We start from the raw sequence: 23,116 nt of genomic DNA, 5'->3' as shown, positions 1-23,116 counted from the left end.
TCCTTAGAGGAAGTTGCGGACCGCCGCCGCGACGAGCGCCGCGACCAGGACGACGACGATGAACGGCACCCGGAGCGCATAAAGCGCGGCGGCGACGATGAGCGCGGGAACACGCGCATCGACCTCGATGCTCTGGCCGACGCCGAGCGTCTGTACGGCGATGAGCGCCGCGAGGAGCGCGACCGTCAGGAGGTCGGCGATGCGCGCGGGTCGCTCGCGTTCGAGGAGCTTCGGCGGCACGAGGTACCCCGCGAACTTCATCGCGACGCACGCGACCGCGGCGAGGATGACGACCTGCCAGAGCGTCATGCCGAGACCTCCCGACGACCGAAGAGGTTGAACCATCCGACGACGAGGGCGACCGCCGCAGCGACGAGCACGGGGATGCCGGGCATGAGCACCGGGGTCACGAGAGCGGCGACCACGGCTGCCGCCACGGCTGTCGCGCCTGCCTGAAGCGAGGTCAGTCTCGGCCAGAGGAGTCCGAGGAACGCGGCGGCCGCCGCAGCGTCCAATCCCCAGAGACGGGTGTCGCCGATCGCGTCGCCGATGAGCGCGCCCAGCAGGGTCGTGAGGTTCCAGCCGACGAAGATCGCCGCGCCCGTGACCCAGAAGCCGAGGCGCCGGCGACCGGTGCCCTCCTGGGCGAGCGAGACGGCGACCGACTCGTCGATCGTGAGCCACGGCGCCGCGAGACGACGCCACCCGGTGGGCCGCACGACCGGCGCCATCCTCATGCCGTAGACGATGTTCCGGAGGCCGAGGAGAGCCGCGCTCGCGATTCCGGCCGGGCCGGCGGCGACTCCACCACTCGCGAGCACGCCGACGAGCGCGAACTGCGAACCGCCCGTGAACATCACGAGGCTGAGGAAGCAGGTCTGCCAGACGTCGAGACCCGATGCCACGGCGAGAGCACCGAACGAGATGCCGTAGGCCGCCGTCGCGAGGCCGACGGCGAGACCGTCGCGGATGACCCGTCGCCGGCCGTCGACGTCGCTGCCGTCATCCGTCGCCGCGTCGGAATCGTCGCGTTCGGGCATGACGTCATCGTATTCGTTCGGATGAATATCGGATCGCGTGAAACGAAACGCCTCTATCCGGCAACGATAGTGATGTGAGGGCAGATGAGGACGGCCCGGCTCAGCCGGTCTCGTCGTCGACCCTCGACGACGAGGTGCACGCCCGTTACTCCGTCTTCTACGACGCGCACTACCGACGGATCCTGCGCGCCGCCTACAACCGCGTCGACGATCTCGACGAGGCGGAGGACCTCACCGCGGAGGTGTTCATCACCGCGTGGCGGCACCGAGACGACGCCGACATGGTGTTCCGGCTCCCCTGGCTCTACTCGACTCTCCGCAACCACATCGGTTCTGAGTACCGACGACGGGCCCGCGCGGCGCGGCGCGTCGAACGGGTGGGAGGCGAGCTGGTCGACCCCGATCAGTTCGCGGACTCGGAGCGATCCATCACCGTGCGACGGGCGATCGCCGAGCTCGAACCCATCGATCGCGAGCTGATCTGGTTGGCGTACTGGGACGAACTCTCGCGCGACGAGATCGCGAGCATCGTCGGCTACAACTCGGCGACCCTCCGCGTTCGTCTCATGAGGGCACGCCGACGTCTTGCACGAGCGCTCGCCCACCTCGACCACACATCGCCGTCGACGACCGCGGAAGGAGGCGAACGATGAAGAAAGACGACCTGACTCGCCTCATCCGATCGGCACGCCCCGAACTCCCGATCGACGATGCGACGATCGACGCCCGGAAGGCCGCGCTGTTCGATCGGATCGTCGGTGACGAGCCGAGCGACGAGCTCGCAGCGCGCCGCGTGCGACGCGCACCCGTGCGACTGATCTTCAGCGTGGCCGCCGTCTTCGTCATCCTCGTGCTCCTCGGCGCCGGCACGTTCCTCGTGCCGCGCCCCGGGCAGGCGTTCGCCGTCACCCCACCCGTGCTGCAGGCCGAACCGCTCAGTTCGACCGCGAAGGAGGTCCTCATGGATGCCGCCGATCAGCTCATCCCGACGTCGGGCGAGCCCCCGCGCACGTTCTCGTATCGGGCTTGGCAGCTGCAATCGACCGACCCGGGCAACGGCGCGCTGAGTTCGGTCGTGCAGCCCGCCGAGATCACCGTCTCGACGGCGCCGGACGGCTCGGTGTCGCGCATCGCGCGAGCGACCGTCCCGTACCCCGAGGACGCGGGGACGGTGCGACCGGGCGATGAACTGTGGCGACTCGAGTATGCGCCCGGCGAGTACCAGCCGGTCTTCCCCGACCCGCCCACCGATGCCGCCGCCGTCGGCGAGTATCTCGCACGGTACGGCGCGCTCCCCGAGGAGCCGACGTCGGGCGACTACATCCTGGCGATCCAGATGCTCCTCACCGAGCGCACCCTCGCGTCGACCGAGGAGGCGGCGCTGCTCCGCTTCGTCGCGTCGCTGCCCGACCTCATGGTGAACGGCACGGTGACGGATCGACTCGGCCGGCAGGGAGTCTCGGTCTCGACGACATCGCGCGCGCCCGGCGAGTTCATCGACTCCCTGATCGTGTCGCCCGCCGGCGCGGGCATACTGTCGTCGGAGATGACCTACATCGGTTCGGATCGCACCGACATCGCGTCACCCGCGATCGTGCTCTACTACGCCTGGGAGAAGTGACCACATGCGACGATTTCTGACGGTACTCGGAGCGAGCGCCGCGTCGGCGCTGTTCGTGCTCGGCCTTGCGCCCGCCGCCGCGGCCCACGCCGACGACGACGATCAAGCCGAGGGGAAGAACCCGCTGCAGGACCAGGTCGACCGGATCCTCGAGGCGCATCCCGGCGGAACGCAGATCGCTGCGAACCAGATCGCCTGGGACGGAGGCGACGTCGTCCTCACGATCCCCTCCGAGGACGTGAGCGGCCTCGCCGCGGTGGGGAGCTGTGCCACCGGACGATTCTGCGCGTACAGCGGATCGAACCAGGGTGGACTGCAGCTGTCGTTCTCGAGCTGCACGGGAACGAACTCGATCGCGCCGATCGGTGCGGTGCGGTCGGTGACGAACGCTCGATCGTCGGGCACCGTCTCCGCCTTCAACGGGTCGTCCGTCGTGCTCACGGTGGGTGCGGGTTCGACCACGAACACGAGTGCGACGATCACTCGGCTCGGCTGCTGAGGCTCGTCAGCGACTCACACTCTCGATCAGAGGGGGCGCAGTGCGGAGGCATCCTCGAGCTCGGCGTCGATGAGCGGTACGCCCGAGGCCCAGACGTTCATCGCGTCGAGCACGGGCCGGAGTTCCTGACCGATCTCGGTGAGCTCGTAGACGACGCGCGGCGGGATCTCGGCATAGGCCGTGCGCGACACGATGCCGTACGCCTCGAAACGTCGGAGTCGACTCGTCAGCGTGTGCGCACTGATTCCGGGTAGCGCGTCGCGCAGTTCGGTGAATCGCTTCGGCCCGGTGAGGAGCTCGCGCACGATGAGCGTCGCCCACGGCCCGTCGAGCAGGCTCAGGAATCGCGCGATTCCGCATTCGGGCCACGGCGCCGGCGAGAAGGTCATGGATCGAGCATAGCCTTTAGTGCAGTTGATGTAACTGGTGCACTGTGTGCACTAATAGACGTATGACCTACATCATCCACGGCGCCACCGGCGCCCAAGGCTCCCCTGTCTACGCCGCGCTCGTCGCAGCCGGCCACGATGTCACCGCCGCGGTGCGCGATCCCTCGGCCTTCGACGGGACGGCGGTCGCCGTCGACTACTCGTCGGTGCCCTCGCTCGAAGCCGCCTACCGAGGTGCGGACGGCGTCTTCATCCACCTGCCCATCGGCATGCCCGATCAGCAGCGCGCCTACGCCGAAGCGATCGTGACCGCGGTGACGAATGCGCAGCCGACACGCGTCGTCGCATCGACGAGCGGGTACGGAGCGGCGACAGACGACGACAGCCCCGTGTCGGTGCTCGTGCGCGGACTCCGCGCGAGCGGCGCGTCCGTCGCCATCGTCGAGCCCCGCCTCTACCTCGAGAACCTGCTGCTCCCCACGGTCGTCGCGCCGCTCCACGACGAGGGCGTGCTGCGCTACCCGCTGCGCGACGACTACGCGGTGTCGTGGAGCTCGCACCTCGACGTCGCCGACGTCGTCGTGCGTCTCCTCGCCGATCACAGCGTGACGGGTTCGGTCGCCATCGGTGCGCTTCCGGCCCTTCTCGGCGCAGATCTCGCTGCCGGGTTCGCCGCACACCTCGGTCGCGACGTGCGGTTCGAGGCTCAGGACCCCGACGACTTCGGAGCCCTCATCACGCCGCTCTTCGGAGCAGAGGGCACGGCACCGGTCGTCGCCGGCTACCGCTGGCGCCTCACGCAGGCCGATGACGTGATCGACGAGGCCCGGAGCGCTCAGAAGCTCCTCTCGCTCGAGCCACGAAGTGTGTCGCAGTGGCTCCGCGACGTCGGAGTCTGACACCGGCGTCCACCCACGAAGAAGGCCCGGTCTCCTCAGAGACCGGGCCTTTCTTGCTCCCCCACTTGGACTCGAACCAAGAACCTACCGGTTAACAGCCGATTGCTCTGCCAATTGAGCTATGGAGGATCGCTTGTTCAGCATCGCTACTTTAGCAAAGGTCGCGCCCAGTCCCAATTCGAGTGAAGCTCGCTTTCGGACCATCGCGATCAGTACCCCGCGCCGACGTCAACGATACCCGTGAAAGCGCCTCCGTGCAGGAACGCGCGCACGTTCGATTCGATCCTCTCGGCCAGTAACGGCGCGGTCATCGAGGGGGTATCGGCCGCGTGCGGCGTGACGATCGTGTTCGGGGCGGTCCACAGCGGATGCCCGTCGGGAAGCGGTTCCGGATCGGTGACGTCGATGCCCGCGCCGCCGATCGAACCCGTGGTGAGGGCCGCGACGAGGGCGTCGGTATCGACGAGCGATCCCCGCGCGATGTTGACGAGCAACGCGTGGGCGGGCAGCAGGTCGAGTTCTCGCGCGCCGATGAGCTGCGCCGTCTGCTCGGTCGCCGCGGCCGCGAGAATGACGACGTCCGCGTGCGGAAGGAGCGCCGCGAAGTCGTCGCCCGTGACGGTGCGAACACCCTCGACGGGCTGCGGTCTCCGCCTCACGATCGTCACGTCGGCTCCGAACGGCTCCAGCAGGCGCACGAGCTCGAGTGCGATGCCTCCCGCGCCGACGATGACGACGTTCGCCCCGTACAGGGAACGCCCTTCCTCGCGGTGGGACCACGACCGCGTCTCGAGACGCAGAGGGATGACGCGGAGGAGCGCGAGCATGAGCATGAGCGCGTGCTCGGCGACGGGCTGCGCGTACGAACCCTTCGCGCTCGTCCAGAGCAGCCCGGGGCGATCGGAGCCGCGCAGGGTCGCCGCGAACGCATCGACCCCCGCCCAGGGAAGCTGCACCCAGCCGATGAGCGGATGTGACGCGAGCACCGACTCGAGCTCCTCGGCACCCGTCGACGACAACCAGACGATTCCGCGCGTGTCGGGGCCGAGCGGGGCGACCACTCCCCCGGCGGCGGCGACGGATGACGCGAAGAACTCGTCGTACTCGGGCAGGATCGCGATGCTCCCGGGCTCGGGTCGCCGGTCACCGAGGTCGACCGGGGCATCGGCGAGCACGGCGCGGTGCCGCGGGCGTGCCTCCGTCATTCGGCGGCCGAGAGTTCGAGACCCGCTTCGGCGAGTTCGTCGGCGAGGCGCACGACGTACGGGTGGATCGGATCGGAGAAGACCTCGTCGAGGGTGCCGAGTGCGACGAGCCGGCCGCGATCGAGCACGGCGACGCGATCGACGAGACGTTCGAGCACCGAGAGGTCGTGGCTCACGATGAGCGCGGAGAAGGTGCGTTGGGCCTGCAGCTCGTGGATGAGGTCGACGATCGAGTCGCGCACCGTCACGTCGATGCCCGTCGTCGGCTCATCGGCGACGAGGAGCGCCGGGCCGAGCACGAGAGCACGCGCGATGGCGACGCGCTGACGTTGACCCGAGCTGAGCTCGTAGGGGTACGAGTCGAGCACCGTGAGCGGCAGACGGACGGCATCGATGATGGTCGCGACGCGCGACATGAGGGCGGATCGGTTGTAGCTCGGGTCGCGCACGAGGATGGGCTCGCCCACGATCTCGGCGACGCTGCGGTCGGCCGGGAGCACCGCGCCGGCGTCCTGACCGACGTGCCCGACATCGAAGTGCAACTCGGCGCTCGCCCGGCGGCCGAGGCCGCGCAATTCGTAGCCGAGCACCGTCGCCTGCCCGCCCGTGATCACGGGGTGCACCTCACCGGCGCGCGCCTTCAAGAAGTCGCCCGAGATGACGTCGGCGACCGTGCTCTTCCCGGAGCCCGATCCACCCAGCAGGCCGACGACCTCGCCGGGTTCGATGCGCAGGCTGAGTCCGTGCACGGCGACGTGTGCGGGGCTCGGACCGTGCGCAGGGTATTCGATCGTGAGATCGCTCAAGTGGACGGGGAAGCCGTGTGCGGCACCGTGACTCATGTGGCCTCGCGGAGGTCTCGGAGCGCCTCGCGACGCTGGCGTTGTTCGACGGGATCGGGGACGGGGAGTGAAGCGAGAAGACGTCGGGTGTAGGGATCGCTCGGCGAACCGAGGACCTCGGCACCCGTGCCTTCTTCGACGAGCTTGCCACGGTGCAGCACGGCGATGCGATCGGCGAGGATGTCGACGACGGCGAGATCGTGACTGATGAAGAGCGCGGCGAAGCCGAACTCGCGCTGGAGCTCGGCGAAGAGTTCCAGCACGCGGGCCTGTACCGACACGTCGAGCGCGGACGTGGGCTCGTCGGCGATGAGCAGTTCGGGTTCGAGCGCGAGAGCACGAGCCAGACTCGCCCTCTGGCGCTGGCCGCCCGAGAGCTCGTGCGGGTAGCGGTCGCCGTAGGCACGCGGCAACTGCACGGCCTCGAGTAGCTCGTCGACGCGAGCGCGCGCCGAACGAGGATCGCGGGCGCGCCCGTGCACGACGAGCGGCTCGGCGACGCACTCGGCAATCGTGAGGAGCGGATTGAAGCTCGACGCCGGGTCTTGGAACACGAAGCCGATTCGACTGCGGAGCGGACCGAAGGTGCGCTCGCGCACGCCGTTCATCTCGGTTCCGAGCACGGTGAGCGAGCCGCCGGTGATCTTCGTCAGACCACCGATCGCACGGCCGATCGTCGTCTTCCCCGAGCCCGACTCGCCGACGAGACCGATGACCTCCCCCGGTCGGATGTCGAACGAGACCCCGTCGACAGCCGTGAACGACGGCTTGCCGAAGCGGCCGGGGAACTCGATGCGGAGATCACGTGCCATGACGACCGGAACACGTGCCTCCCAGTCATCCGTTCGGAGAGCGAGCCGATCCTCGGCCGTCGCCGTGCCCTGACCGACGTGCGGCACCGCGGCGAGCAGCTGCTTCGTGTAGTCGGCCCGCGGAGCGCTGAAGAGCTCCGCGACGCTCGCCTGCTCGACGATGTCGCCCTGATACATCACGGCGACGCGATCGGCGAGGTCGGCGACGACTCCCATGTTGTGGGTGATGAGCACGATTCCCGTGTTGAACTCGTCGCGGCACCGGCGGAGCAGATCGAGGATCTCAGCCTGCACCGTGACGTCGAGTGCGGTCGTCGGTTCGTCGGCGACGATGAGGCCCGGCTCGAGCACGAGTGCCATCGCGATGACGACGCGCTGCTTCTGGCCGCCCGAGAACTGGTGCGGGTAGTAGTCGACGCGCGCCTCGGGGTCGGGGATCCCGACCCGGCGCAGGATGTCGATGGCTCTCGCCCGAGCATCCTTCCGCGACATCCGGGTGTGCGCGCGAAGTCCCTCGATGATCTGCCAGCCCACCGTGTAGACGGGATTGAGCGCCGTCGACGGCTCCTGGAACACCATCGCGACATCGGTGCCGCGCACATCGCGCAGCTGACGCGTCGACAGGCCGATGACGTCGCTCTCACTCGAACCGTCGCGGCTCGAGAGCACCACGGCGCCGTTCGCGGTCGCCGTCTCGGGCAGGAGACCGAGGATCGTCTTCGCCGTGACGGACTTACCCGACCCCGACTCGCCGACGATCGCGAGCACCTCGCCGCGATCGACGTGCAGCGAGACGTCGTTGACGGCCTTGACCGCACCGGCGTCGGTCGCGAACGACACTCCGAGGTTGTCGATTCTCAGCACCGTCGTCATCGTGTCTCGATTCCGTGTTCGTCGAACGATTCTCCGTCTTCGAGCCCGCCGAGCCCGCCCGGACCGGCGGTGAGTGAGCCGCCGGGCACGACGGACGTCTCGGCGACGACGCCGGCCGACTGCGCGACGGCCCGGCGACCGCGGAGGCGCGGGTCGGCGAGGTCGTTGAGGCTCTCGCCGACGAGGGTGATGCCGAGCACGACGAGGACGATCGCGAGGCCCGGGTAGAGGGCCGTCCACCAGATGCCGCTCGTGACGTCGGAGAGGGCGCGGTTCAGGTCGTAGCCCCACTCCGCGGCGGCCGTCGGCTCGATGCCGAATCCGAGGAAGCCGAGACCGGCGAGCGTGAGGATCGCCTCCGACGAGTTGAGCGTCACGATGAGCGGCAGCGTGCGGGTCGCGTTCCGCAGCACATGTCGGAACATGATGCGGTTCGAGCTCGCGCCGATGACCTTCGCGGACTCGACGTAGGCCTCGGCCTTGATGCGCACCGTCTCCGCGCGGATGACCCGGAAGTACTGCGGGATGAACACCACGGTGATCGAGATCGCCGCAGCGAAGACACCGCCGACGAGGCTCGACTGACCGCCCGAGATGACGATCGACATCACGATCGCGAGGAGGAGCGACGGGAACGCGTAGATCGCGTCGCACACGACGACGAGCACACGATCGAGCCAACCGCCGAAGTACCCCGAGACGAGCCCGAGGAGCACGCCGGCGAAGATCGAAAGGATGACGGAGACGACGATCACGAAGAGCGCCGTCTGCGCACCCCACAGCACGCGCGACAGCACGTCGTACCCGCCGACGGTCGTGCCGAAGAGGTGTTCGGCCGACGGCGGCTGCTGCGCCCCGAAGATGCCCGCGTCGTCCCGCCGCTGCGCGAAGCCGAAGGGGGCGATGAGCGGGGCGAAGATCGCGGTGAGCACGAAGACGCCCGAGACGACGAGGCCCGCGATGAGCATGCCGCGCTGCAGGCCGACGCTCTGCTGCAGCTGATGGACGACGGGAAGACGGGACGCCAGGGATCGCTTCGGCGCACGGGAGACGGTACTCATGTCAGTACCTCACTCTCGGGTCGATGATCGCCGCGAGAATGTCGACGAGGAAGTTCGTGAGAGCCACGATGATCGCGAGGAGCGCGACGATGCCCTGCACAGCGACGAAGTCGCGCGACTGCAGGAACTGGGCGAGCATGAAGCCGAGACCCTTCCACTCGAACGTCGTCTCGGTGAGCACCGCGCCTCCCAGCAGCAGAGCGATCTGCAGGCCGATGACGGTGATGATCGGGATGAGCGCGGGGCGGTACGCGTGCTTCCGCACGAGCCGGAATTCGCTCACACCGCGAGAGCGTGCGGCGTCGACGTAGTCGGTCGAGAGCGTGCCGATGACGTTCGTGCGCACGAGTCGGAGGAACACGCCCGCCGTGAGCAGGCCGAGCGCGATCGACGGCAGCACGGCGTGTGCGAGCACGTCGCCGAGCACGGCCGGGTTTCCCGTCATGAGCGCGTCGATCGTGTAGAAACCGGTCGTGTTCGGAAGCACCTGCATCTGCAGTTCGGCGCCCGTCGAGGCACGACCGGCGACCGGCAACCACTTGAGCCAGACGGCGAAGACGAGCTTCAGGAGCAGACCCGCGAAGAACACGGGCGTCGCGTAGCAGAGGATCGCGAAGACGCGGAGGAAGGCGTCGGGCGCCTTGTCGCGGAAGTAGGCGGCGACCATACCGAGCGGAATGCCGACGATGAACGCCACGATGAGCGAGTAGAAGGCGAGCTCGAACGTCGCGGGGCCGTAGGTGAAGAGCACGTCGATGACGGGGCGGCCCGTCGTGAGCGTCGTGCCGAAGTCTCCGCGCAGGAGCTGGCCGAGGTACTCGATGTACTGCTCCCACAGCGGGCGGTCGTATCCGGCCGCGGCGATGAGCTCGGCCAGCCGGTCGGGCGGCACGCGCCCGCCCTGGGCCGCCGTGATCGGATCGCCCGTCGTCCGCATGAGGAAGAAGACGAGCGTCACGAGGATGAAGATCGTCGGGAAGATCAGGAGGAATCTGACGAGCAGATATCTCCAGAGTCCGCCCCCGCCGCGGCGTTTCGCCGCTCGGGGCGCGGCCGCTCCGTCGGAGGAACCCGGTGGAACGGTTGCGGTGGTCACAGTCATCCCTCGCCTTTCAACGCCCGAAGGCGGGTGGCCCGCTCGTGAGCGGCCCACCCGCCTTCGGTTGTGTTGGTGGAACTCTACTCGGCGGACTCAGCCCTTCGAGAGAGCCGCGTACCGGAACTTGAACGACGCGTCGAGAGTGTCTTCAGCACCCTCGACATCCGCGCCCACGACGGCGAGCTGTGCACCCTGCATGTACGGGATCGTCGAGAGGTCGGCCGCGACGGCGTCCTGGATCTGCTCGATGAGCGCCGTACGCTCGGCCGGGTCGACCGTGACGGCCTGCTGGAGGATCAGGTCGTTGACGGTCGGGTTGTCGTAGTGGTTGGCGAGGAAGTTGTCGGCCAGGAAGAACGGCGTGAGGTAGTTGTCGGCGTCAGAGTAGTCGGGGAACCAACCCAGCTGGTAGGCCGGGTAGAGGTCGGCGACGCGGTCCTTCGAGTACTGCACCCACTCGGTCGACTGGAGGGTGACCGTGAAGAGGCCGCTCGAGTCGAGGTTGTCCTTGATGACCGCGTACTCGTCACCCGACGAGGGGCCGTAGCGCTCGGCGACGTACTGGATGTTGATCGGCACGGGCGTCGTGATGCCGGCGGCCGTGAGCGTCGCCTCGGCCTTGGCCGGGTCGGGTGCGCCCTGACCATCGCCGTAGAGGCTCTTGAGCGACTCGTTGGCACCGGTCAGTCCCTCGGGGACGTAGGAGTACAGGGGCGTGAACGTGCCCTTGTAGACCTCTTCTGAGATCGCTTCGCGGTCGATGAGGTCGGCGATCGCCTGGCGGACGGCGAGAGCCTTGGCCGGGTCGGCCTCGGGCGTCGTCGCACCGAACGGCATCGTGTCGAAGTTGAAGACGAGGTAACGGATCTCGCCGCCGGGGCCGTCGACGATCTTGACGTTGTCGTTCGAGCGGAGGTCTTCGATGTCGGTCGCCGAGAGCGTACGGTTCGCGACGTCGATGTTGCCCTCTTGCACGTCGAGCTTCAGGTTCGACGAGTCGGTGTAGTACTTGACGTTGATCGAGTCGGTCTTCGCCGCGCCGAGGAGACCCTCGTAGTCGGGGTTGGCCTTGTACGCGATGAGGTTGTTGAAGTCGTAGCTCGTGATCGTGTACTGACCGGCGAAACCGTTGCCCGCGACGATGTCGTCGTCGCTCGTGATCGAATCGGCCGAGAAGACCTCCTCGTCGACGATCGGGCCGACAGGGCTCGACAGGATCTGCGGGAAGATCTGGTCGTTCTCGCTCAGCAGCGTGAAGACGACGGTCGTGTCGTCGGGTGCGGCGACCGAGTCGAGGTTGTAGAGCAGCGACGACGGACCATTCGGATCGGCGATCGCGAGCTGGCGGTCGAACGTGAACTTGACGTCCGACGAGGTGAGGTCGTTGCCGTTGGCGAACTTCAGGCCCGGCTTGAGCGTCACGGTGTACTCGGTGGGACTCGTGAACTCGGCGGACTCCGCGATGTCGGGCTCGACGTCGGGGCTGCCGTAGGGCGTGTTCATGAGGAACGGATAGACCTGGTTCATGACCGCGAAGGAGCCGTTGTCGTACGAGCCGGCCGGGTCGATCGAGGTGATCTGCTCCGTCGTGCCGATCGTCAACACTCCCCCGCCGCCGGTGTCGGTTCCGGCGGAGCAGCCGGCGAGCACGAGTGCCGCGGCCGAGATTCCCGCCGCCGCGCCGAGAGCGCGCCGACCCTTCATGGTTCTGGATGCCATATCCGTCTCCTCATTCCTCTGAGTGTCGCGCCGGACGCAACCGACTGGCTGCGGCGGGCATCTACTAGGACTAACACACCCCCCAAGCGAGGCGCATGCTGAGTGAGGAATGTTTACCGATCTGCAACATGTGCCGAAGATGAGCCATGATCGGTCGTCGAACCTGCACGACCTGCGATCGAGGTAGCGAAGGGATGACGCGAGCGACTGCTACTCGGATCGCAAGGCACGACGGTCGGCCTCGACGAGCACGAGTGCCCGCTGCACGGCGCCGTAGGCCTCGACGTCGGTGCGGTCGGTGCGCTGCAGGCGCCCGAGCAGTTCGGCCTTCTGCCGCAGCAGTTCGCGATCGATGAGCGCCGTCACCACACCGCGCACGTACGCCGTGAGCTCACGCTCGGTGCGCTCGGGCAGTGGCGCGACGACGAGTTGCTGCACGAGGCCGGCGAAGGGCTTCGGCACGTCGGCGAGGAGCGTGTCGATGCCGGTCGGGGAGGCGAGCGTGTCGATGTTCGCCGCGATCCCGTCGCGCACGACGGCGAGGGCCTGATTGCCGAAGCGGCAGTCGACGGCCTGATGCAGGAGGTCGGGGCCGAGGATGTCGGAGTGCTGCAGGATCGCCTGCAGGGCGTCGCGCTCGAGCCGCGTCGCGGGGTCGGCGGGCAGGTCGGAGATCGAGTACGGCCGCTCGGTCGCGGGTGCCGTCGCGGCATCGCCCTTCGCCGGAGCCTCCGTCGACGTGCCGCGGTCGCGGCGGCCCGCCGACGCGACGGCGCGCGACACCTCGGCGAGATCGACGCCGAGCATGCGGGCGAGTTCACGCGCGTACCCGGGCCGGATCGACGGGTCGCGGATGTCGGCCACGATGGGCGCCGCGGCGCGGAGCGCGGCGACACGACCCTCGACGGTCTCGAGGTCGTACCGCGAGAGGGTATGCCGGATGACGAACTCGAACATCGGGGTGCGCTGCTCGATGATGGAGCGCACTGCGGCGTCGCCGCGAGCCAGACGCAGGTCGCACGGATCGAGGCCTTCGGGAGCCACGGCCACGAAGGTCTGGGCGGCGAACCGCTGCTCCTCGGCGAAGGCACGCATCGCGGCCTTCTCACCGGCCGCGTCGGGGTCGAACGTGAAGATGACCTCGCCGATGCCGGAGTCGTCGCCGAGGACGCGGCGGAGCACCTTGATGTGGTCGACGCCGAACGAGGTTCCGCATGTCGCGACGGCGGTCGTCACGCCCGCGAGGTGGCACGCCATGACGTCGGTGTACCCCTCGACGACGACCACCTGCTGCGATCGGGCGATGTCGCGCTTGGCGACGTCGAGACCGTAGAGCACCTGCGCCTTGTGGTAGATCTGCGTCTCGGGGGTGTTGAGGTACTTCGGGCCCTTGTCGTCGTCGAGCAGGCGACGGGCGCCGAAACCGACGGTCTGCCCGGTGACGTCGCGAATGGGCCAGACGAGTCGCCCGCGGAAGCGGTCGTAGACACCACGATCGCCCTGCGAGACGAGGCCGGCTGCGGCGAGCTCCTCGTCACGGAAACCCTTCGACCGCAGGTGCTTCGTGAGTTCGTCCCAGCTCTTCGGCGCGAAACCGACTCCGAAGTGCTTCGCGGATGCCGCGTCGAATCCGCGCTCACCGAGGAAGCGCCGACCGGGCTCCGCCCCCGGCGACGACAGGCGTTCCTCGAAGAACTCGGCGGCGGCGGCGTTGGCGGCGAGAAGGCGCGCACGGTTGCCGTGGTCGCTCGCCTGGCCGCCGTCCTCGTAGTGCAGTTCGAACGCGATGCGACCGGCGAGACGTTCGACGGCCTCGGCGAACGTGACGTGGTCCATCTTCTGCAGGAACGTGTAGACGTCGCCCGACTCGCCGCACCCGAAGCAGTGGTAGTAGCCGAGCTGGGGGCGCACGTGGAAGCTCGGGCTGCGCTCGTCGTGGAACGGGCAGAGGCCCTTGAGCGACCCGACTCCCGCCGACTTGAGACTCACGTGGTCGCCCACGATGTCGGCGATGTTGGTGCGGGCCTTGACCTCGTCGACGTCGCTCTGGCGGATGCGACCGGCCATCAGTGCTGCACCAGGCGTTCGTGCCACGCGAGCGCCGACTGATCGGTGAGGCTCGCGACCTGGTCGACGACGACACGACGGCGCGCTGCGTCGTCTCGGGCGTCGCGCCACTCGGCGGCGAAGCCCGGGTCGAGGTGAGCCGAGCCCGTCTCGAAGAGCACCTCCGCGAGACTCGAGAGCACGTCGCGCTGGTGCGCGTAGACGGGCTGACGGGTGTTGCGCGACATCACGTACGCCGCGACGATCCCCTTGAGCACGGCGATCTCGGCCGCGATCTCACGGGGCACGACGACATCGGCGCCGAAACGGGCGAGGCTCGACTGCGGGAACGCCGCGCGCGTGGCATCCGTCGCCGCGGCGGCGAAACGGCCGATGAGCTGACTCGTGAGGTTCTTGAGACGCCCCTGATCTTCGCGGGACGCCGACCAGCCCGACGGCCAGCCGTCGAGCGAGTCGAGCCGGTCGAAGGCGGCGATGAGCTCGTCGTGCGAGATCGCGCCGCCGATCCACTCGAACATGGAGTCGACGAGATCGTCGTGATCGACGCGGCTCGAGAGCGTCGAGACATCGATGTAGCCGCCGACGATGGCGTCCTCGAAGTCGTGGACGGAGTACGCGATGTCGTCGGAGAGATCCATGACCTGGGCCTCGATGCAGCGCACACGCGGCCGGGCTCCGGCGCGGAGCCACTCGAAGACGGGCAGATCATCACTGTAGAAGCCGAACTTGGAGCGCCCGCTCGGGTCGGGGATTCCCTCCGATTCGGGCCACGGGTACTTGCAGCTCGCGTCGAGGCTCGCACGGGTGAGGTTCAGGCCATAGCTCTGCCCGTCGGCACCGAACACCTTCGGCTCGAGGCGTGTGAGCAGGCGCAGGGTCTGGGCGTTGCCCTCGAAGCCGCCGATGTCGGCGGCCCAGTCGTTGAGCGCGCGCTCCCCGTTGTGGCCGAAGGGCGGGTGCCCGAGATCGTGGGCGAGGCACGCCGTGTCGACGACGTCGGGGTCGAGTCCGAGACTCGTCGCGAGCTCTCGCCCGACCTGAGCGACCTCGAGCGAGTGCGTGAGTCGGTTGCGCGCGAAGTCGAGCCCCGCCGTGGGACTCAGTACCTGGGTCTTCGCCGCGAGACGGCGGAGCGCACTCGAGTGCAGCAGTCGCGCGCGGTCGCGGGCGAAGTCGCTCCGCGTCGACGTGTGCTCTTCGGGGAGCCAGCGCTCGGCATCGACGTCGCTGTATCCGTTCGCATCGACAGCCGCCACCGTCATCCCCCGCTCGTGTCGAGTTCGGCTTCGACGAGCGTGCCCCGCTCGGCGCCGACGAGTTCCTGCGAATCGAGCCATCCGTCGGGAAGCGCCGGTCGCTTCGGCGTGCCGGCGCGACCGCGCGGACCCTCGGCCCCCTCGCCCGGGTAGGCGACGTCGGGGTCGAGCGTGCCGAGCAGGTCGTCGAGCGACGCGAGCGACTCGACGGTCGCGAGCTTCGCGCGCAACTCGCCGCCGACGGGGTAACCCTTGAAGTACCAGGCGACGTGCTTGCGGATGTCGCGGCAGCCGCGCTCTTCACTGTCGAAGAACTCGGCAAGCAGTTCGGCGTGACGGCGGAACGCGTCGGCGACCTGTCCCAGATTCGGCTCGGCCTTGACGCTCTCACCGCGGAACGCCGCAGCGAGGTCGCCGAAGAGCCAGGGACGACCGAGGCATCCTCGACCGACCACGACACCGTCGCAGCCGGTCTCGGCGACCATGCGCAGGGCGTCGTCGGCCGACCAGATGTCGCCGTTGCCGAGTACGGGCGTCGACGTGATCGTCTCTTTGAGCTTCGCGATGGCCGACCAGTCGGCCTGACCCGAGTAGAACTCGGCGGCGGTACGCGCGTGCAGCGCGATCGACGCGGCGCCCGCGCCCTCAGCGATGCGACCGGCCTCGAGGTAGGTCAGGTAGTCGGAGTCGATGCCCTTGCGCATCTTCACCGTGAGCGGCACGTCGCCGGCGGCCTTCACCGCGCCCTCGACGATCGAACGGAAGAGTCCGATCTTCCACGGCAGGGCGGCGCCTCCGCCCTTGCGCGTCACCTTGGGCACGGGGCACCCGAAGTTCAGGTCGATGTGATCGGCGCGGTCTTCCGCGACGAGCATCGTGACGGCCTCGGCCACGGTCTTCGGGTCGACGCCGTAGAGCTGGATCGAGCGCGTCGTCTCGCTCTCGTGGTGCGTGATGAGCCGCATCGACTCAGGAGTGCGCTCGACGAGGGCTCGAGAGGTGATCATCTCGCTCACGTACAGACCCGCGCCGAACTCGCGGCAGAGCCGACGGAACGCGGTGTTCGTGATGCCCGCCATGGGCGCGAGGACGACCGGCACCTCGAGCTCGATCGGACCGATCGAGAGCTGGGGAGCCGGGCTTAGGGTGGAAGGCGCAGTCATCTTCATCGATTCTTCCAGAAACCCGGTGCCCCATGAGCCTGTCCCCCACTTCCGACTCGCCCGAGGGCGTCGAGAGGGTGCGAACGGATGCCGCGTCGCGCGGTATCACGGTCGAGATCACGCCGCGCCCGGAGGCCTCGAGCCTCGCAGAGGCCGCCGAACTCCTCGGACTGACCCCGGCCGACATCGTCAAGACGCTCGTGGTCAAGCGCAGCGACGACACCTACCTGTTCGCCCTCGTGCCCGGCGGTCGGAAGATCTCGTGGCCGAAGCTGCGTGCCCTCGTCGGCGTCAACAAACTGCAGCTGCCGGGCGCCGACCTGGCGTTCGCCGCAACGGGGTACGAGCGCGGAACGATCACGCCTCTCGGCTCTCGGAACCCGTGGCCCGTCTACGCCGACGAGAGCATCGTCGGTCGACGGATCGCGATGGGCTCGGGTGCACACGGCTACAGCGCCTTCGTCGATGCCGACGAGCTGATCGCCGGGTTCGGTGCAGTGGTCGCCGACATCAGCGACCCCGAGTAACGACGCTCACGCCGACGGGATCTCGCAGACGTCTCCGTCGCAGACGGGCGCGTTCGCCGCACCCGCGAGTCCGACGAGCGGGGTAAGCGGCGTCGTATCCGTTCCGCTCATGCCGTCGCCCCGGCGTTCTCGGTCGCGACCTGGGTGAGCATCTGGGCGAAGGCCTCGGGCGGCTGTGCGCCGGAGACGCCGTACTTGCCCTCGATGACGAAGAAGGGAACGCCGTTGATGCCGTACTCGCGCGCCTGCTGCTGGTCGGCGCGCACGGCGGACGTGAACTCGCCCGACTCGAGCGCAGCGCGTGCGGCTGCGCCGTCGAGGCCGATCTCTTCGGCGAGGGCGATGAGGTCGTCGACGCGACCGACGTGGCGGCCCTCGACGAAGTAGGCGGAGAGGAGGCGCTCCTTGAGCTCGAGCTGCTTGCCCTGCGTCTTCGCGAAGTGCAGGAGCTCGTGCGCCTTGACCGTGTTGGTGTGCTGGAGCGACCCGAAGTCGTAGTCGAGTCCGGCTCCGGCTGCGACACCCGTGACGCGCTCGAGCATCTGCTGGACCTGATCGCGGGGCATGCCCTTGTGGTTCGCGAGGAAGTCGACCTCGTCGCCCTCGAAGTCGACGGGGGTGTCGGGCGACAGCTCGAACGAGTGGTACTCGATCTCGACGGCGGGCGCGTCGTCACCGAGTGCGGCGATGCCGTTCTCGAGGTTGCGCTTGCCGATGTAGCACCACGGGCACGCGATGTCGGACCAGATGTCGATCTTGATGGGTTCACTCACGCTGTCAACAACGGTCGGCCGGCGCGGCATATTCCCCGTGGGCGCCGGCCGCTCCTTAGTATCGGAGGATGCCCCGAGCCGAGGAAACCGTGACGCCTCGGCGTCGGGACTCCGCCGTCGACGCAGCTCGCGGTCTCGCACTCCTCGGAATGTTCTTCGCGCACGCCGCCCCCGGGCTGCCGCTCGGCTCGCCGTTCGAGATCGTCGCCTGGGCGTCGGAGGAGAAGCCGCGCCTCCTCTTCGCGCTCACGGCGGGAATCGGGCTCGGCTACCTCACGATGAGCGCGTGGCGCGCCGGTGCCGGACGCGGCCGCGTGCGAGGTCAACTCGCGATCCGCGCCGTCCTCGTCATCCTCATCGGTCTCGGTCTCACCGCGCTCGGGCCCCTGCTCTACGTCGTGCTCGAAGAGTACGGCGTCGCCTTCATCGTGCTCATCCCGTTCCTCTTCCTGCCGGCATCCGTCCTGCTCACCCTGGGGATCGGGCTTCTCGTCGTCGCGTCGATCGGCTCGGCGGTCTTCAGCGGGCGACCGGGCTTCGACCCCGACGCGTCGATCGCGGGATGGATCGGCGACCTCCTGCTCACGGGCGTCTATCCCGTGCTCATCTGGGTGCCGATCATGATGATCGGGCTCGCCCTCGCCCGCCTCGGGCTGCACCGGCGCCGTGTCGCGTACACGGCAGGAGCGGCCGGCATCGCCGGGATCGCGGTCTTCGAGCCCCTCGCGCAGCACTCGACGGCGCTCTACGTGCCGCTCGTCGCACAGACGCTCTCCGCGTTCTCGGTCGGCCTCGTCGTCGTCGCGGCGCTGACCGCGATCATCACGTTCACGCCCGAACGGGTCGGAGGAGTCGCGAACGCCGTCCTCTCGCCGCTCGCGGCCGCCGGCTCGATGCCGCTCACGATCTACTCGGCTCACGTCGTCGTGCTCGCCGCGACGATCCACGAGGAGAACGGCTATCTGACCGACGACTCGTGGCCGGTGCTCATCGGCATCTCGGTCGGTTCCCTCGTCTTTGCGTGGACGTGGCGCCGTTTCATCGGCCGGGGCCCGCTCGAATGGCTCATCGGCGTCGCGAGCGGTCGCGTGCGGATGCCGTGGCGCCGCGCGACGCCCGCCGTCGACTAGATCTCAGGCGGTGGGTGCGTCGACCGCGCCACCGAAACGGCGGTTGCGGCTCGCATACGTCTGGATGCCGCGCCAGAGCTGTTCGCGGTCGAAATCAGGCCACAGCGTATCGAGGAAGACCATCTCGGCGTAGGCCGACTGCCAGAGCAGGAAGTTCGACGTGCGCTGCTCGCCCGAGCTGCGGAGGAAGAGGTCGACGTCGGGCATATCGGGAACGTAGAGACGGTTGCGGATGAGCTTCTCCGACACGGCGGATGCCTTCAGGCGGCCCGCGGCGACATCGTCGGCGATCGAACGCACGGCGTCGGTGATCTCGTTGCGACCGCCGTAGTTCACGCACATCGTGAGGGTGAGCACCGAGTTGCCTGCCGTCAGTCGTTCGGCGAACTGGAGCTCGTCGATCACCGACTTCCAGAGTCGAGGCTTCCGACCCGCCCAGCGGATGCGCACTCCCCACTCGTTGAGCTGATCGCGGCGGCGGTGCAGCACGTCGCGGTTGTAACCCATGAGGAAGCGCACCTCATCGGGCGAACGCTTCCAGTTCTCGGTCGAGAACGCGTACACCGAGAGGTGCTTGACGCCCGCCTGGATGGCGCCGGCAACGACGTCGAGCAGCGCCACCTCGCCGGCCTTGTGGCCCTCGATGCGCGTGAGACCGCGCGCGTTCGCCCAGCGCCCGTTGCCGTCCATGACGATCGCGACGTGCTCGGGCACGGCGCCCTTCGGGAACGCGGGCGGGTGGATGCCGGTCCAGTCGATCGGCCGGTACGGCACGGCGTCCTTGTGCGTGTAGGGCTTCGGACTCACCGGGGCTCCCTCGAGACGTGCGGCAGCGAACGGAGGCCCCGCTCGAGATGCCACTGGGTGTAGGCGGCGACGATCCCGCTCGCCTGGTCGCGGCTGCGGGCCACGGCCGCGTCGGCGTACTCCCAGTCGCCCGAGAGCAAAGCGCCGAGCAGGGCGATCGTGTCCTCCGAGAGCTTCGGGGTGCCGGGAGGTGCGCAGTCGTCGCAGACGATGCCGCCGATCTGCACGACGACCGAGGAATGCGGGCCGGGGCGAGCGCACCGCGCGCAGTCCTCGAAAGTCGGCGCCCAGCCGGCGAGCGACAGAGCACGCAGGAGGTACGAATCGAGAGTGGCCGCCGCGCCGTGTTCGCGCCGTGAGAGGGAGCGCAGCGCGCCGACGAGCAGGAGGTACTGCTGCAGCGATCCCTCCGACTCGGTGAGCTTGTCGGCCGTCTCGACCATGGCGCTCGCAGCCGTGTAGCTCGCATAATCGGAGCTGATCTCGGCGCCGTACGTGCCGAGCGATTCGGCCTGCGTCACGACATCGAGGGTGCGACCCTCGTAGAGCTGCACGTCGACGACCATGAAGGGCTCGAGCCTCGACCCGAACTTCGACGCCGTGCGACGCACGCCCTTCGCCACTGCACGCACCTTGCCGTGCGTGCGCGTGAGCAGCGTGACGATGCGGTCGGCTTCACCCAGCTTGTGGGTACGCAGCACGACGGCTTCATCTCGATACACGGGCACTCAGCAATTATCGTCGCTCGACGCGATGTCACGGCCGAGGCTCGGCCACAATGGACCACATGCTCGAGTCGCCGTTCCAGATCCCGCTCTGGGTCGACCTCGTCGCCGTCGGCGTCGGAGCCCTCCAGGGGGCGATGTTCGCCGGTCGTCTCAAGGAGCGCCGCATCGATCTTCTCGGTGTCGCGCTCATCGGCATCATCGTCGGTCTCGGCGGCGGTCTCCTCCGCGACATCCTGCTCGGTCAGATCCCCGCGGCGCTGCAGAGCAACTGGTACATCCTCGTCGCGACGGGTGCCGCGCTCTTCGGCATGCTCCTGCAGCAGCTCTTCCAGCGCCTCAACCCGCTCATCATCGCGCTCGACGCCGTGACGATCGGCCTCTTCGGAGCAATCGGAACCACGAAGGCGCTCGCGTACGGCGTACCCGAGGTGCCGGCGGTCTTCGTCGGCGTCGTCTCGGCCGTCGGCGGCTCGATCCTCCGCGACGTCACGCTCAACCTGCCGATCGCGCTCATGCACGTCGGCTCGCTCTACGCGGTCGCGGCGGGCGCGGGCACGACGTTCCTCGTCGTCTCGCACGCCCTGGGAATGCCGATGACGGTCGCGAGCATCATCTGCGTGATACTCACGACCGTCATCCGGTTGTTGTCGGTGCGATTCGGCTGGAGCCTGCCCGAGCAGCGCGCCATCGCGAGCTGGCCGCGCTGGCGGCGCCCCGAGAACCCTCCCTCGGCCTAGCCGCGACGGCTCAGACCGCTGCGACGAGTGCGCCGCGGAGCGCGCGGTTGACCGCCGAGACGACGGCCTTGAGCGATGCCGTCGAGATGTCGGCATCGATGCCCACGCCCCACAGCGTGCGGCCCTCGACCTCGAGTTCGACGTACGCCGCGGCGTGCGCGTCGCCGCCCTGGGAGAGGGTGTGCTCCGTGTAGTCGAGCAGTCGGACGGCGACTCCCTCGGCGCTCAGCACCGAGAGGAAGGCCGAGATCGGGCCGTTGCCGTTGGCGTCGGCTTCGAGACGGGCCTCGCCGTCACGCAGGCCGACACGAACGTTCACGACACCATCGAGAGCACTCTCGGTGCGGAGCGACAGCAGTTCGAAGCGGCCCCACTTGTCGTCGGGGCGATCAGCCGGTGCCGGCAGGTACTCGTCGGTGAAGATCGACCAGATCTGCCCGCTCGTCACCTCGCCGCCCTCGGCATCGGTCTTGGCCTGCACGACGCCCGAGAACTCGATCTGCAGTCGACGCGGCAGGTCGAGCGCGTGGTCGTTCTTCAGCAGGTACGCGACGCCGCCCTTGCCGGACTGCGAGTTGACACGGATGACGGCTTCGTACGAACGACCCAGATCGCGCGGGTCGACGGGCAGGTACGGCACGGCCCACTCGAGCTCGGCGACCGGGACGCCCGTCTCGGCGGCCTTCGCGGCCATCGCCTCGAAGCCCTTCTTGATGGCGTCCTGGTGCGAACCGCTGAAGGCCGTGTAGACGAGGTCTCCGGCCCACGGGCTGCGCTCGTGCACGGGCAGCTGGTTGCAGTACTCGGCCGTGCGCTTGATCTCGTCGAGGTTCGAGAAATCGATCTGCGGATCGATGCCCTGCGTGAAGAGGTTGATGCCGAGTGCGACGAGGTCGACATTGCCCGTGCGCTCACCGTTGCCGAACAGGCATCCCTCGATGCGGTCGGCGCCGGCCAGGTAGCCGAGCTCGGCGGCAGCGACAGCCGTGCCGCGGTCGTTGTGCGGGTGCAGCGACAGCAGCACGTTCTCGCGGTGGGCGAGGTGACGGCTCATCCACTCGATCGAGTCGGCGTAGACGTTCGGCGTCGCCATCTCGACCGTCGCGGGCAGGTTGATGATGACCTTCCGCTCGGGAGTGGGCTCGAAGATCTCGAGAACCTGGTTACAGACATCCACCGCGAACTCGAGCTCGGTACCCGTGTAGCTCTCGGGCGAGTACTCGTAATAGACGGTCGTGCCCGGCACGCTCGCCTCCATCTCGCGGCACTTGCGTGCACCGTGCAGGGCGATGTCGATGATGCCCTGCTTGTCGGTGCGGAAGACGACCTCGCGCTGCAGCACGCTCGTCGAGTTGTACAGATGCACGATCGCCTGCTTCGCGCCGCGGATCGACTCGTACGTGCGCTCGATGAGGTGATCGCGGGCCTGCGTCAGCACCTGGATCGTCACGTCGTCGGGGATCGCGCCTTCCTCGATGAGGCTGCGCACGAAGTCGAAATCGGTCTGCGACGCCGACGGGAAGCCGACCTCGATCTCCTTGTAGCCCATCTTCACGAGCAGATCGAACATGATCCGCTTGCGCTCGGGGCTCATCGGGTCGATGAGAGCCTGATTGCCGTCGCGCAGGTCGACCGCGCACCAGCGCGGAGCGACCTCGATGCGCTTGGTCGGCCAGGTGCGGTCGGGCAGCTCGACGCGAATCTGCTCGTGGAAGGGCCGGTAGCGGTGCACCGGCATCGGGGAGGTCTTCTGCTCGTTCTTCATGGGGGTCTTCTCTTCTCGCTGGAGGGGTTCAGCCGACGACGAACTCCGCGACGAGGGAGGCCTGAGAACTAGGACTCGTCGCGGCAGCTAAGAAGGAGGAAGCC

General features: G+C 68.4%; 23 protein-coding genes and 1 tRNA gene. 7 read left to right on the top strand and 17 right to left on the bottom strand.

Annotation, left to right across the window (positions count from 1 at the left end; translation table 11 throughout):
* Nucleotides 1–3: 3 nt before the first annotated feature.
* Both BJ972_RS02850 and BJ972_RS02845 read right to left on the bottom strand, forming a co-directional pair.
* Entirely contained in the window at nucleotides 4–309 is a 306-nt protein-coding gene (locus tag BJ972_RS02850; protein ID WP_129175242.1) for an AzlD domain-containing protein, read from the bottom strand.
* On the bottom strand, nucleotides 306–1,040 hold the full coding sequence (locus tag BJ972_RS02845; RefSeq protein ID WP_129175240.1) for an AzlC family ABC transporter permease: 735 nt from the start codon (nucleotides 1,038–1,040) through the stop codon (nucleotides 306–308). Before BJ972_RS02845 ends, BJ972_RS02850 begins: the two co-directional genes overlap by 4 nt.
* 74 nt (nucleotides 1,041–1,114) lie before the next feature.
* Between BJ972_RS02845 and BJ972_RS02840 the strand changes: the two genes are divergently transcribed.
* From BJ972_RS02840 to BJ972_RS02830, 3 genes are read left to right on the top strand one after another with little or no spacing between them, the layout of a single operon-like run.
* On the top strand, nucleotides 1,115–1,693 hold the full coding sequence (locus tag BJ972_RS02840) for an RNA polymerase sigma factor (protein WP_129175238.1): 579 nt from the start codon (nucleotides 1,115–1,117) through the stop codon (nucleotides 1,691–1,693).
* Nucleotides 1,690–2,661, top strand: a complete 972-nt coding sequence (locus BJ972_RS02835) for a hypothetical protein (protein ID WP_129175236.1) — start codon at nucleotides 1,690–1,692, stop codon at nucleotides 2,659–2,661. Before BJ972_RS02840 ends, BJ972_RS02835 begins: the two co-directional genes overlap by 4 nt.
* 4 nt (nucleotides 2,662–2,665) lie before the next feature.
* Nucleotides 2,666–3,160 (top strand): peptidase inhibitor family I36 protein, encoded by a 495-nt coding sequence (locus BJ972_RS02830; RefSeq protein ID WP_129175233.1) that lies wholly within the window; start codon nucleotides 2,666–2,668, stop codon nucleotides 3,158–3,160.
* Nucleotides 3,161–3,186: 26 nt separating this feature from the next.
* On the opposite strand, the gene BJ972_RS02825 is transcribed toward BJ972_RS02830, so the two are convergent.
* Nucleotides 3,187–3,549 (bottom strand): winged helix-turn-helix transcriptional regulator, encoded by a 363-nt coding sequence (locus tag BJ972_RS02825; RefSeq protein ID WP_129175231.1) that lies wholly within the window; start codon nucleotides 3,547–3,549, stop codon nucleotides 3,187–3,189.
* Between the two features lie 62 nt (nucleotides 3,550–3,611).
* Here BJ972_RS02825 and BJ972_RS02820 point away from each other — a divergent pair, with 62 nt between their 5' ends.
* On the top strand, nucleotides 3,612–4,448 hold the full coding sequence (locus BJ972_RS02820; RefSeq protein ID WP_129175229.1) for an SDR family oxidoreductase: 837 nt from the start codon (nucleotides 3,612–3,614) through the stop codon (nucleotides 4,446–4,448).
* Between the two features lie 56 nt (nucleotides 4,449–4,504).
* On the opposite strand, the gene BJ972_RS02815 is transcribed toward BJ972_RS02820, so the two are convergent.
* From BJ972_RS02815 to dusB, 10 genes are all read right to left on the bottom strand, one after another.
* Nucleotides 4,505–4,577 (bottom strand) — tRNA-Asn (locus tag BJ972_RS02815).
* Nucleotides 4,578–4,657: 80 nt separating this feature from the next.
* Entirely contained in the window at nucleotides 4,658–5,653 is a 996-nt protein-coding gene (locus tag BJ972_RS02810; RefSeq protein WP_129175227.1) for an NAD(P)-dependent oxidoreductase, read from the bottom strand.
* The gene (locus BJ972_RS02805) at nucleotides 5,650–6,495 is read right to left on the bottom strand and encodes an ATP-binding cassette domain-containing protein (RefSeq protein ID WP_129175225.1); all 846 of its coding nucleotides are present in this window, start codon (nucleotides 6,493–6,495) and stop codon (nucleotides 5,650–5,652) included. Before BJ972_RS02805 ends, BJ972_RS02810 begins: the two co-directional genes overlap by 4 nt.
* Nucleotides 6,492–8,180: an ABC transporter ATP-binding protein gene (locus BJ972_RS02800; protein ID WP_129175223.1), complete on the bottom strand. Its 1,689-nt coding sequence runs from the start codon at nucleotides 8,178–8,180 to the stop codon at nucleotides 6,492–6,494. The genes BJ972_RS02805 and BJ972_RS02800 overlap by 4 nt, the downstream gene beginning before the upstream one ends.
* On the bottom strand, nucleotides 8,177–9,241 hold the full coding sequence (locus BJ972_RS02795; protein ID WP_129175221.1) for an ABC transporter permease: 1,065 nt from the start codon (nucleotides 9,239–9,241) through the stop codon (nucleotides 8,177–8,179). Before BJ972_RS02795 ends, BJ972_RS02800 begins: the two co-directional genes overlap by 4 nt.
* 1 nt (nucleotide 9,242) lies before the next feature.
* Nucleotides 9,243–10,343, bottom strand: coding sequence for an ABC transporter permease (locus tag BJ972_RS02790; protein ID WP_129175219.1), 1,101 nt, complete (start codon nucleotides 10,341–10,343; stop codon nucleotides 9,243–9,245).
* 90 nt (nucleotides 10,344–10,433) lie between these two features.
* On the bottom strand, nucleotides 10,434–12,059 hold the full coding sequence (locus tag BJ972_RS02785; RefSeq protein ID WP_129175217.1) for an ABC transporter substrate-binding protein: 1,626 nt from the start codon (nucleotides 12,057–12,059) through the stop codon (nucleotides 10,434–10,436).
* A gap of 210 nt (nucleotides 12,060–12,269) precedes the next feature.
* A complete protein-coding gene (gene dnaG / locus BJ972_RS02780; protein ID WP_129175359.1) occupies nucleotides 12,270–14,126 on the bottom strand; it encodes a DNA primase in 1,857 nt (618 codons plus the stop codon).
* Complete coding sequence (locus BJ972_RS02775; protein ID WP_129175215.1) at nucleotides 14,126–15,388, bottom strand: deoxyguanosinetriphosphate triphosphohydrolase; 1,263 nt, start codon at nucleotides 15,386–15,388, stop codon at nucleotides 14,126–14,128. Before BJ972_RS02775 ends, dnaG begins: the two co-directional genes overlap by 1 nt.
* Nucleotides 15,385–16,545, bottom strand: a complete 1,161-nt coding sequence (dusB, locus tag BJ972_RS02770; protein WP_129175213.1) for a tRNA dihydrouridine synthase DusB — start codon at nucleotides 16,543–16,545, stop codon at nucleotides 15,385–15,387. Before dusB ends, BJ972_RS02775 begins: the two co-directional genes overlap by 4 nt.
* Nucleotides 16,546–16,577: 32 nt before the next feature.
* Between dusB and BJ972_RS02765 the strand changes: the two genes are divergently transcribed.
* Nucleotides 16,578–17,072: an aminoacyl-tRNA deacylase gene (locus tag BJ972_RS02765; RefSeq protein WP_129175211.1), complete on the top strand. Its 495-nt coding sequence runs from the start codon at nucleotides 16,578–16,580 to the stop codon at nucleotides 17,070–17,072.
* Between the two features lie 107 nt (nucleotides 17,073–17,179).
* Here BJ972_RS02765 and BJ972_RS02760 read toward each other — a convergent pair whose 3' ends face one another.
* Complete coding sequence (locus tag BJ972_RS02760) at nucleotides 17,180–17,845, bottom strand: DsbA family oxidoreductase (RefSeq protein WP_129175209.1); 666 nt, start codon at nucleotides 17,843–17,845, stop codon at nucleotides 17,180–17,182.
* Nucleotides 17,846–17,913: 68 nt separating this feature from the next.
* On the opposite strand from BJ972_RS02760, the gene BJ972_RS02755 reads away from it, so the two are divergent.
* Entirely contained in the window at nucleotides 17,914–18,975 is a 1,062-nt protein-coding gene (locus tag BJ972_RS02755) for a DUF418 domain-containing protein (RefSeq protein ID WP_129175207.1), read from the top strand.
* A gap of 3 nt (nucleotides 18,976–18,978) precedes the next feature.
* Here the strand turns inward: BJ972_RS02755 and BJ972_RS02750 are convergent, their stop codons facing one another.
* Together BJ972_RS02750 and recO are read right to left on the bottom strand one after the other, a co-directional pair.
* A complete protein-coding gene (locus BJ972_RS02750; protein ID WP_129175205.1) occupies nucleotides 18,979–19,782 on the bottom strand; it encodes an isoprenyl transferase in 804 nt (267 codons plus the stop codon).
* Nucleotides 19,779–20,510: a DNA repair protein RecO gene (recO, locus tag BJ972_RS02745; RefSeq protein ID WP_129175203.1), complete on the bottom strand. Its 732-nt coding sequence runs from the start codon at nucleotides 20,508–20,510 to the stop codon at nucleotides 19,779–19,781. Before recO ends, BJ972_RS02750 begins: the two co-directional genes overlap by 4 nt.
* Nucleotides 20,511–20,569: 59 nt before the next feature.
* Between recO and BJ972_RS02740 the strand changes: the two genes are divergently transcribed.
* Nucleotides 20,570–21,247, top strand: coding sequence for a trimeric intracellular cation channel family protein (locus BJ972_RS02740; protein WP_129175201.1), 678 nt, complete (start codon nucleotides 20,570–20,572; stop codon nucleotides 21,245–21,247).
* Between the two features lie 10 nt (nucleotides 21,248–21,257).
* Here BJ972_RS02740 and leuA read toward each other — a convergent pair whose 3' ends face one another.
* Nucleotides 21,258–23,012 (bottom strand): 2-isopropylmalate synthase, encoded by a 1,755-nt coding sequence (leuA, locus tag BJ972_RS02735; protein ID WP_129175199.1) that lies wholly within the window; start codon nucleotides 23,010–23,012, stop codon nucleotides 21,258–21,260.
* Between the last annotated feature and the right edge of the window lie 104 nt (nucleotides 23,013–23,116).

The organism is Agromyces atrinae, from assembly GCF_013407835.1.
GTDB lineage: Bacteria > Actinomycetota > Actinomycetes > Actinomycetales > Microbacteriaceae > Agromyces > Agromyces atrinae.
This window is presented reverse-complemented; position numbering and strand designations above follow the sequence as displayed.

Excerpts from the sequence above, each read along its gene's own strand:
- leuA (WP_129175199.1), bottom strand. The coding sequence starts at position 23,012 with ATGAAGAACGAGCAGAAGACCTCCCCGATGCCGGTGCACCGCTACCGG.
- BJ972_RS02775 (WP_129175215.1), bottom strand. The coding sequence starts at position 15,388 with ATGACGGTGGCGGCTGTCGATGCGAACGGATACAGCGACGTCGATGCC.
- BJ972_RS02740 (WP_129175201.1), top strand. The coding sequence starts at position 20,570 with ATGCTCGAGTCGCCGTTCCAGATCCCGCTCTGGGTCGACCTCGTCGCC.
- BJ972_RS02795 (WP_129175221.1), bottom strand. The coding sequence starts at position 9,241 with ATGAGTACCGTCTCCCGTGCGCCGAAGCGATCCCTGGCGTCCCGTCTT.
- BJ972_RS02830 (WP_129175233.1), top strand. The coding sequence starts at position 2,666 with ATGCGACGATTTCTGACGGTACTCGGAGCGAGCGCCGCGTCGGCGCTG.
- BJ972_RS02790 (WP_129175219.1), bottom strand. The coding sequence starts at position 10,343 with ATGACTGTGACCACCGCAACCGTTCCACCGGGTTCCTCCGACGGAGCG.
- dusB (WP_129175213.1), bottom strand. The coding sequence starts at position 16,545 with ATGACTGCGCCTTCCACCCTAAGCCCGGCTCCCCAGCTCTCGATCGGT.
- dnaG (WP_129175359.1), bottom strand. The coding sequence starts at position 14,126 with ATGGCCGGTCGCATCCGCCAGAGCGACGTCGACGAGGTCAAGGCCCGC.
- BJ972_RS02765 (WP_129175211.1), top strand. The coding sequence starts at position 16,578 with ATGAGCCTGTCCCCCACTTCCGACTCGCCCGAGGGCGTCGAGAGGGTG.
- BJ972_RS02810 (WP_129175227.1), bottom strand. The coding sequence starts at position 5,653 with ATGACGGAGGCACGCCCGCGGCACCGCGCCGTGCTCGCCGATGCCCCG.
- BJ972_RS02785 (WP_129175217.1), bottom strand. The coding sequence starts at position 12,059 with ATGGCATCCAGAACCATGAAGGGTCGGCGCGCTCTCGGCGCGGCGGCG.
- BJ972_RS02835 (WP_129175236.1), top strand. The coding sequence starts at position 1,690 with ATGAAGAAAGACGACCTGACTCGCCTCATCCGATCGGCACGCCCCGAA.
- BJ972_RS02825 (WP_129175231.1), bottom strand. The coding sequence starts at position 3,549 with ATGACCTTCTCGCCGGCGCCGTGGCCCGAATGCGGAATCGCGCGATTC.
- BJ972_RS02755 (WP_129175207.1), top strand. The coding sequence starts at position 17,914 with ATGCCCCGAGCCGAGGAAACCGTGACGCCTCGGCGTCGGGACTCCGCC.
- BJ972_RS02800 (WP_129175223.1), bottom strand. The coding sequence starts at position 8,180 with ATGACGACGGTGCTGAGAATCGACAACCTCGGAGTGTCGTTCGCGACC.
- BJ972_RS02845 (WP_129175240.1), bottom strand. The coding sequence starts at position 1,040 with ATGCCCGAACGCGACGATTCCGACGCGGCGACGGATGACGGCAGCGAC.
- BJ972_RS02820 (WP_129175229.1), top strand. The coding sequence starts at position 3,612 with ATGACCTACATCATCCACGGCGCCACCGGCGCCCAAGGCTCCCCTGTC.
- BJ972_RS02850 (WP_129175242.1), bottom strand. The coding sequence starts at position 309 with ATGACGCTCTGGCAGGTCGTCATCCTCGCCGCGGTCGCGTGCGTCGCG.
- BJ972_RS02805 (WP_129175225.1), bottom strand. The coding sequence starts at position 6,495 with ATGAGTCACGGTGCCGCACACGGCTTCCCCGTCCACTTGAGCGATCTC.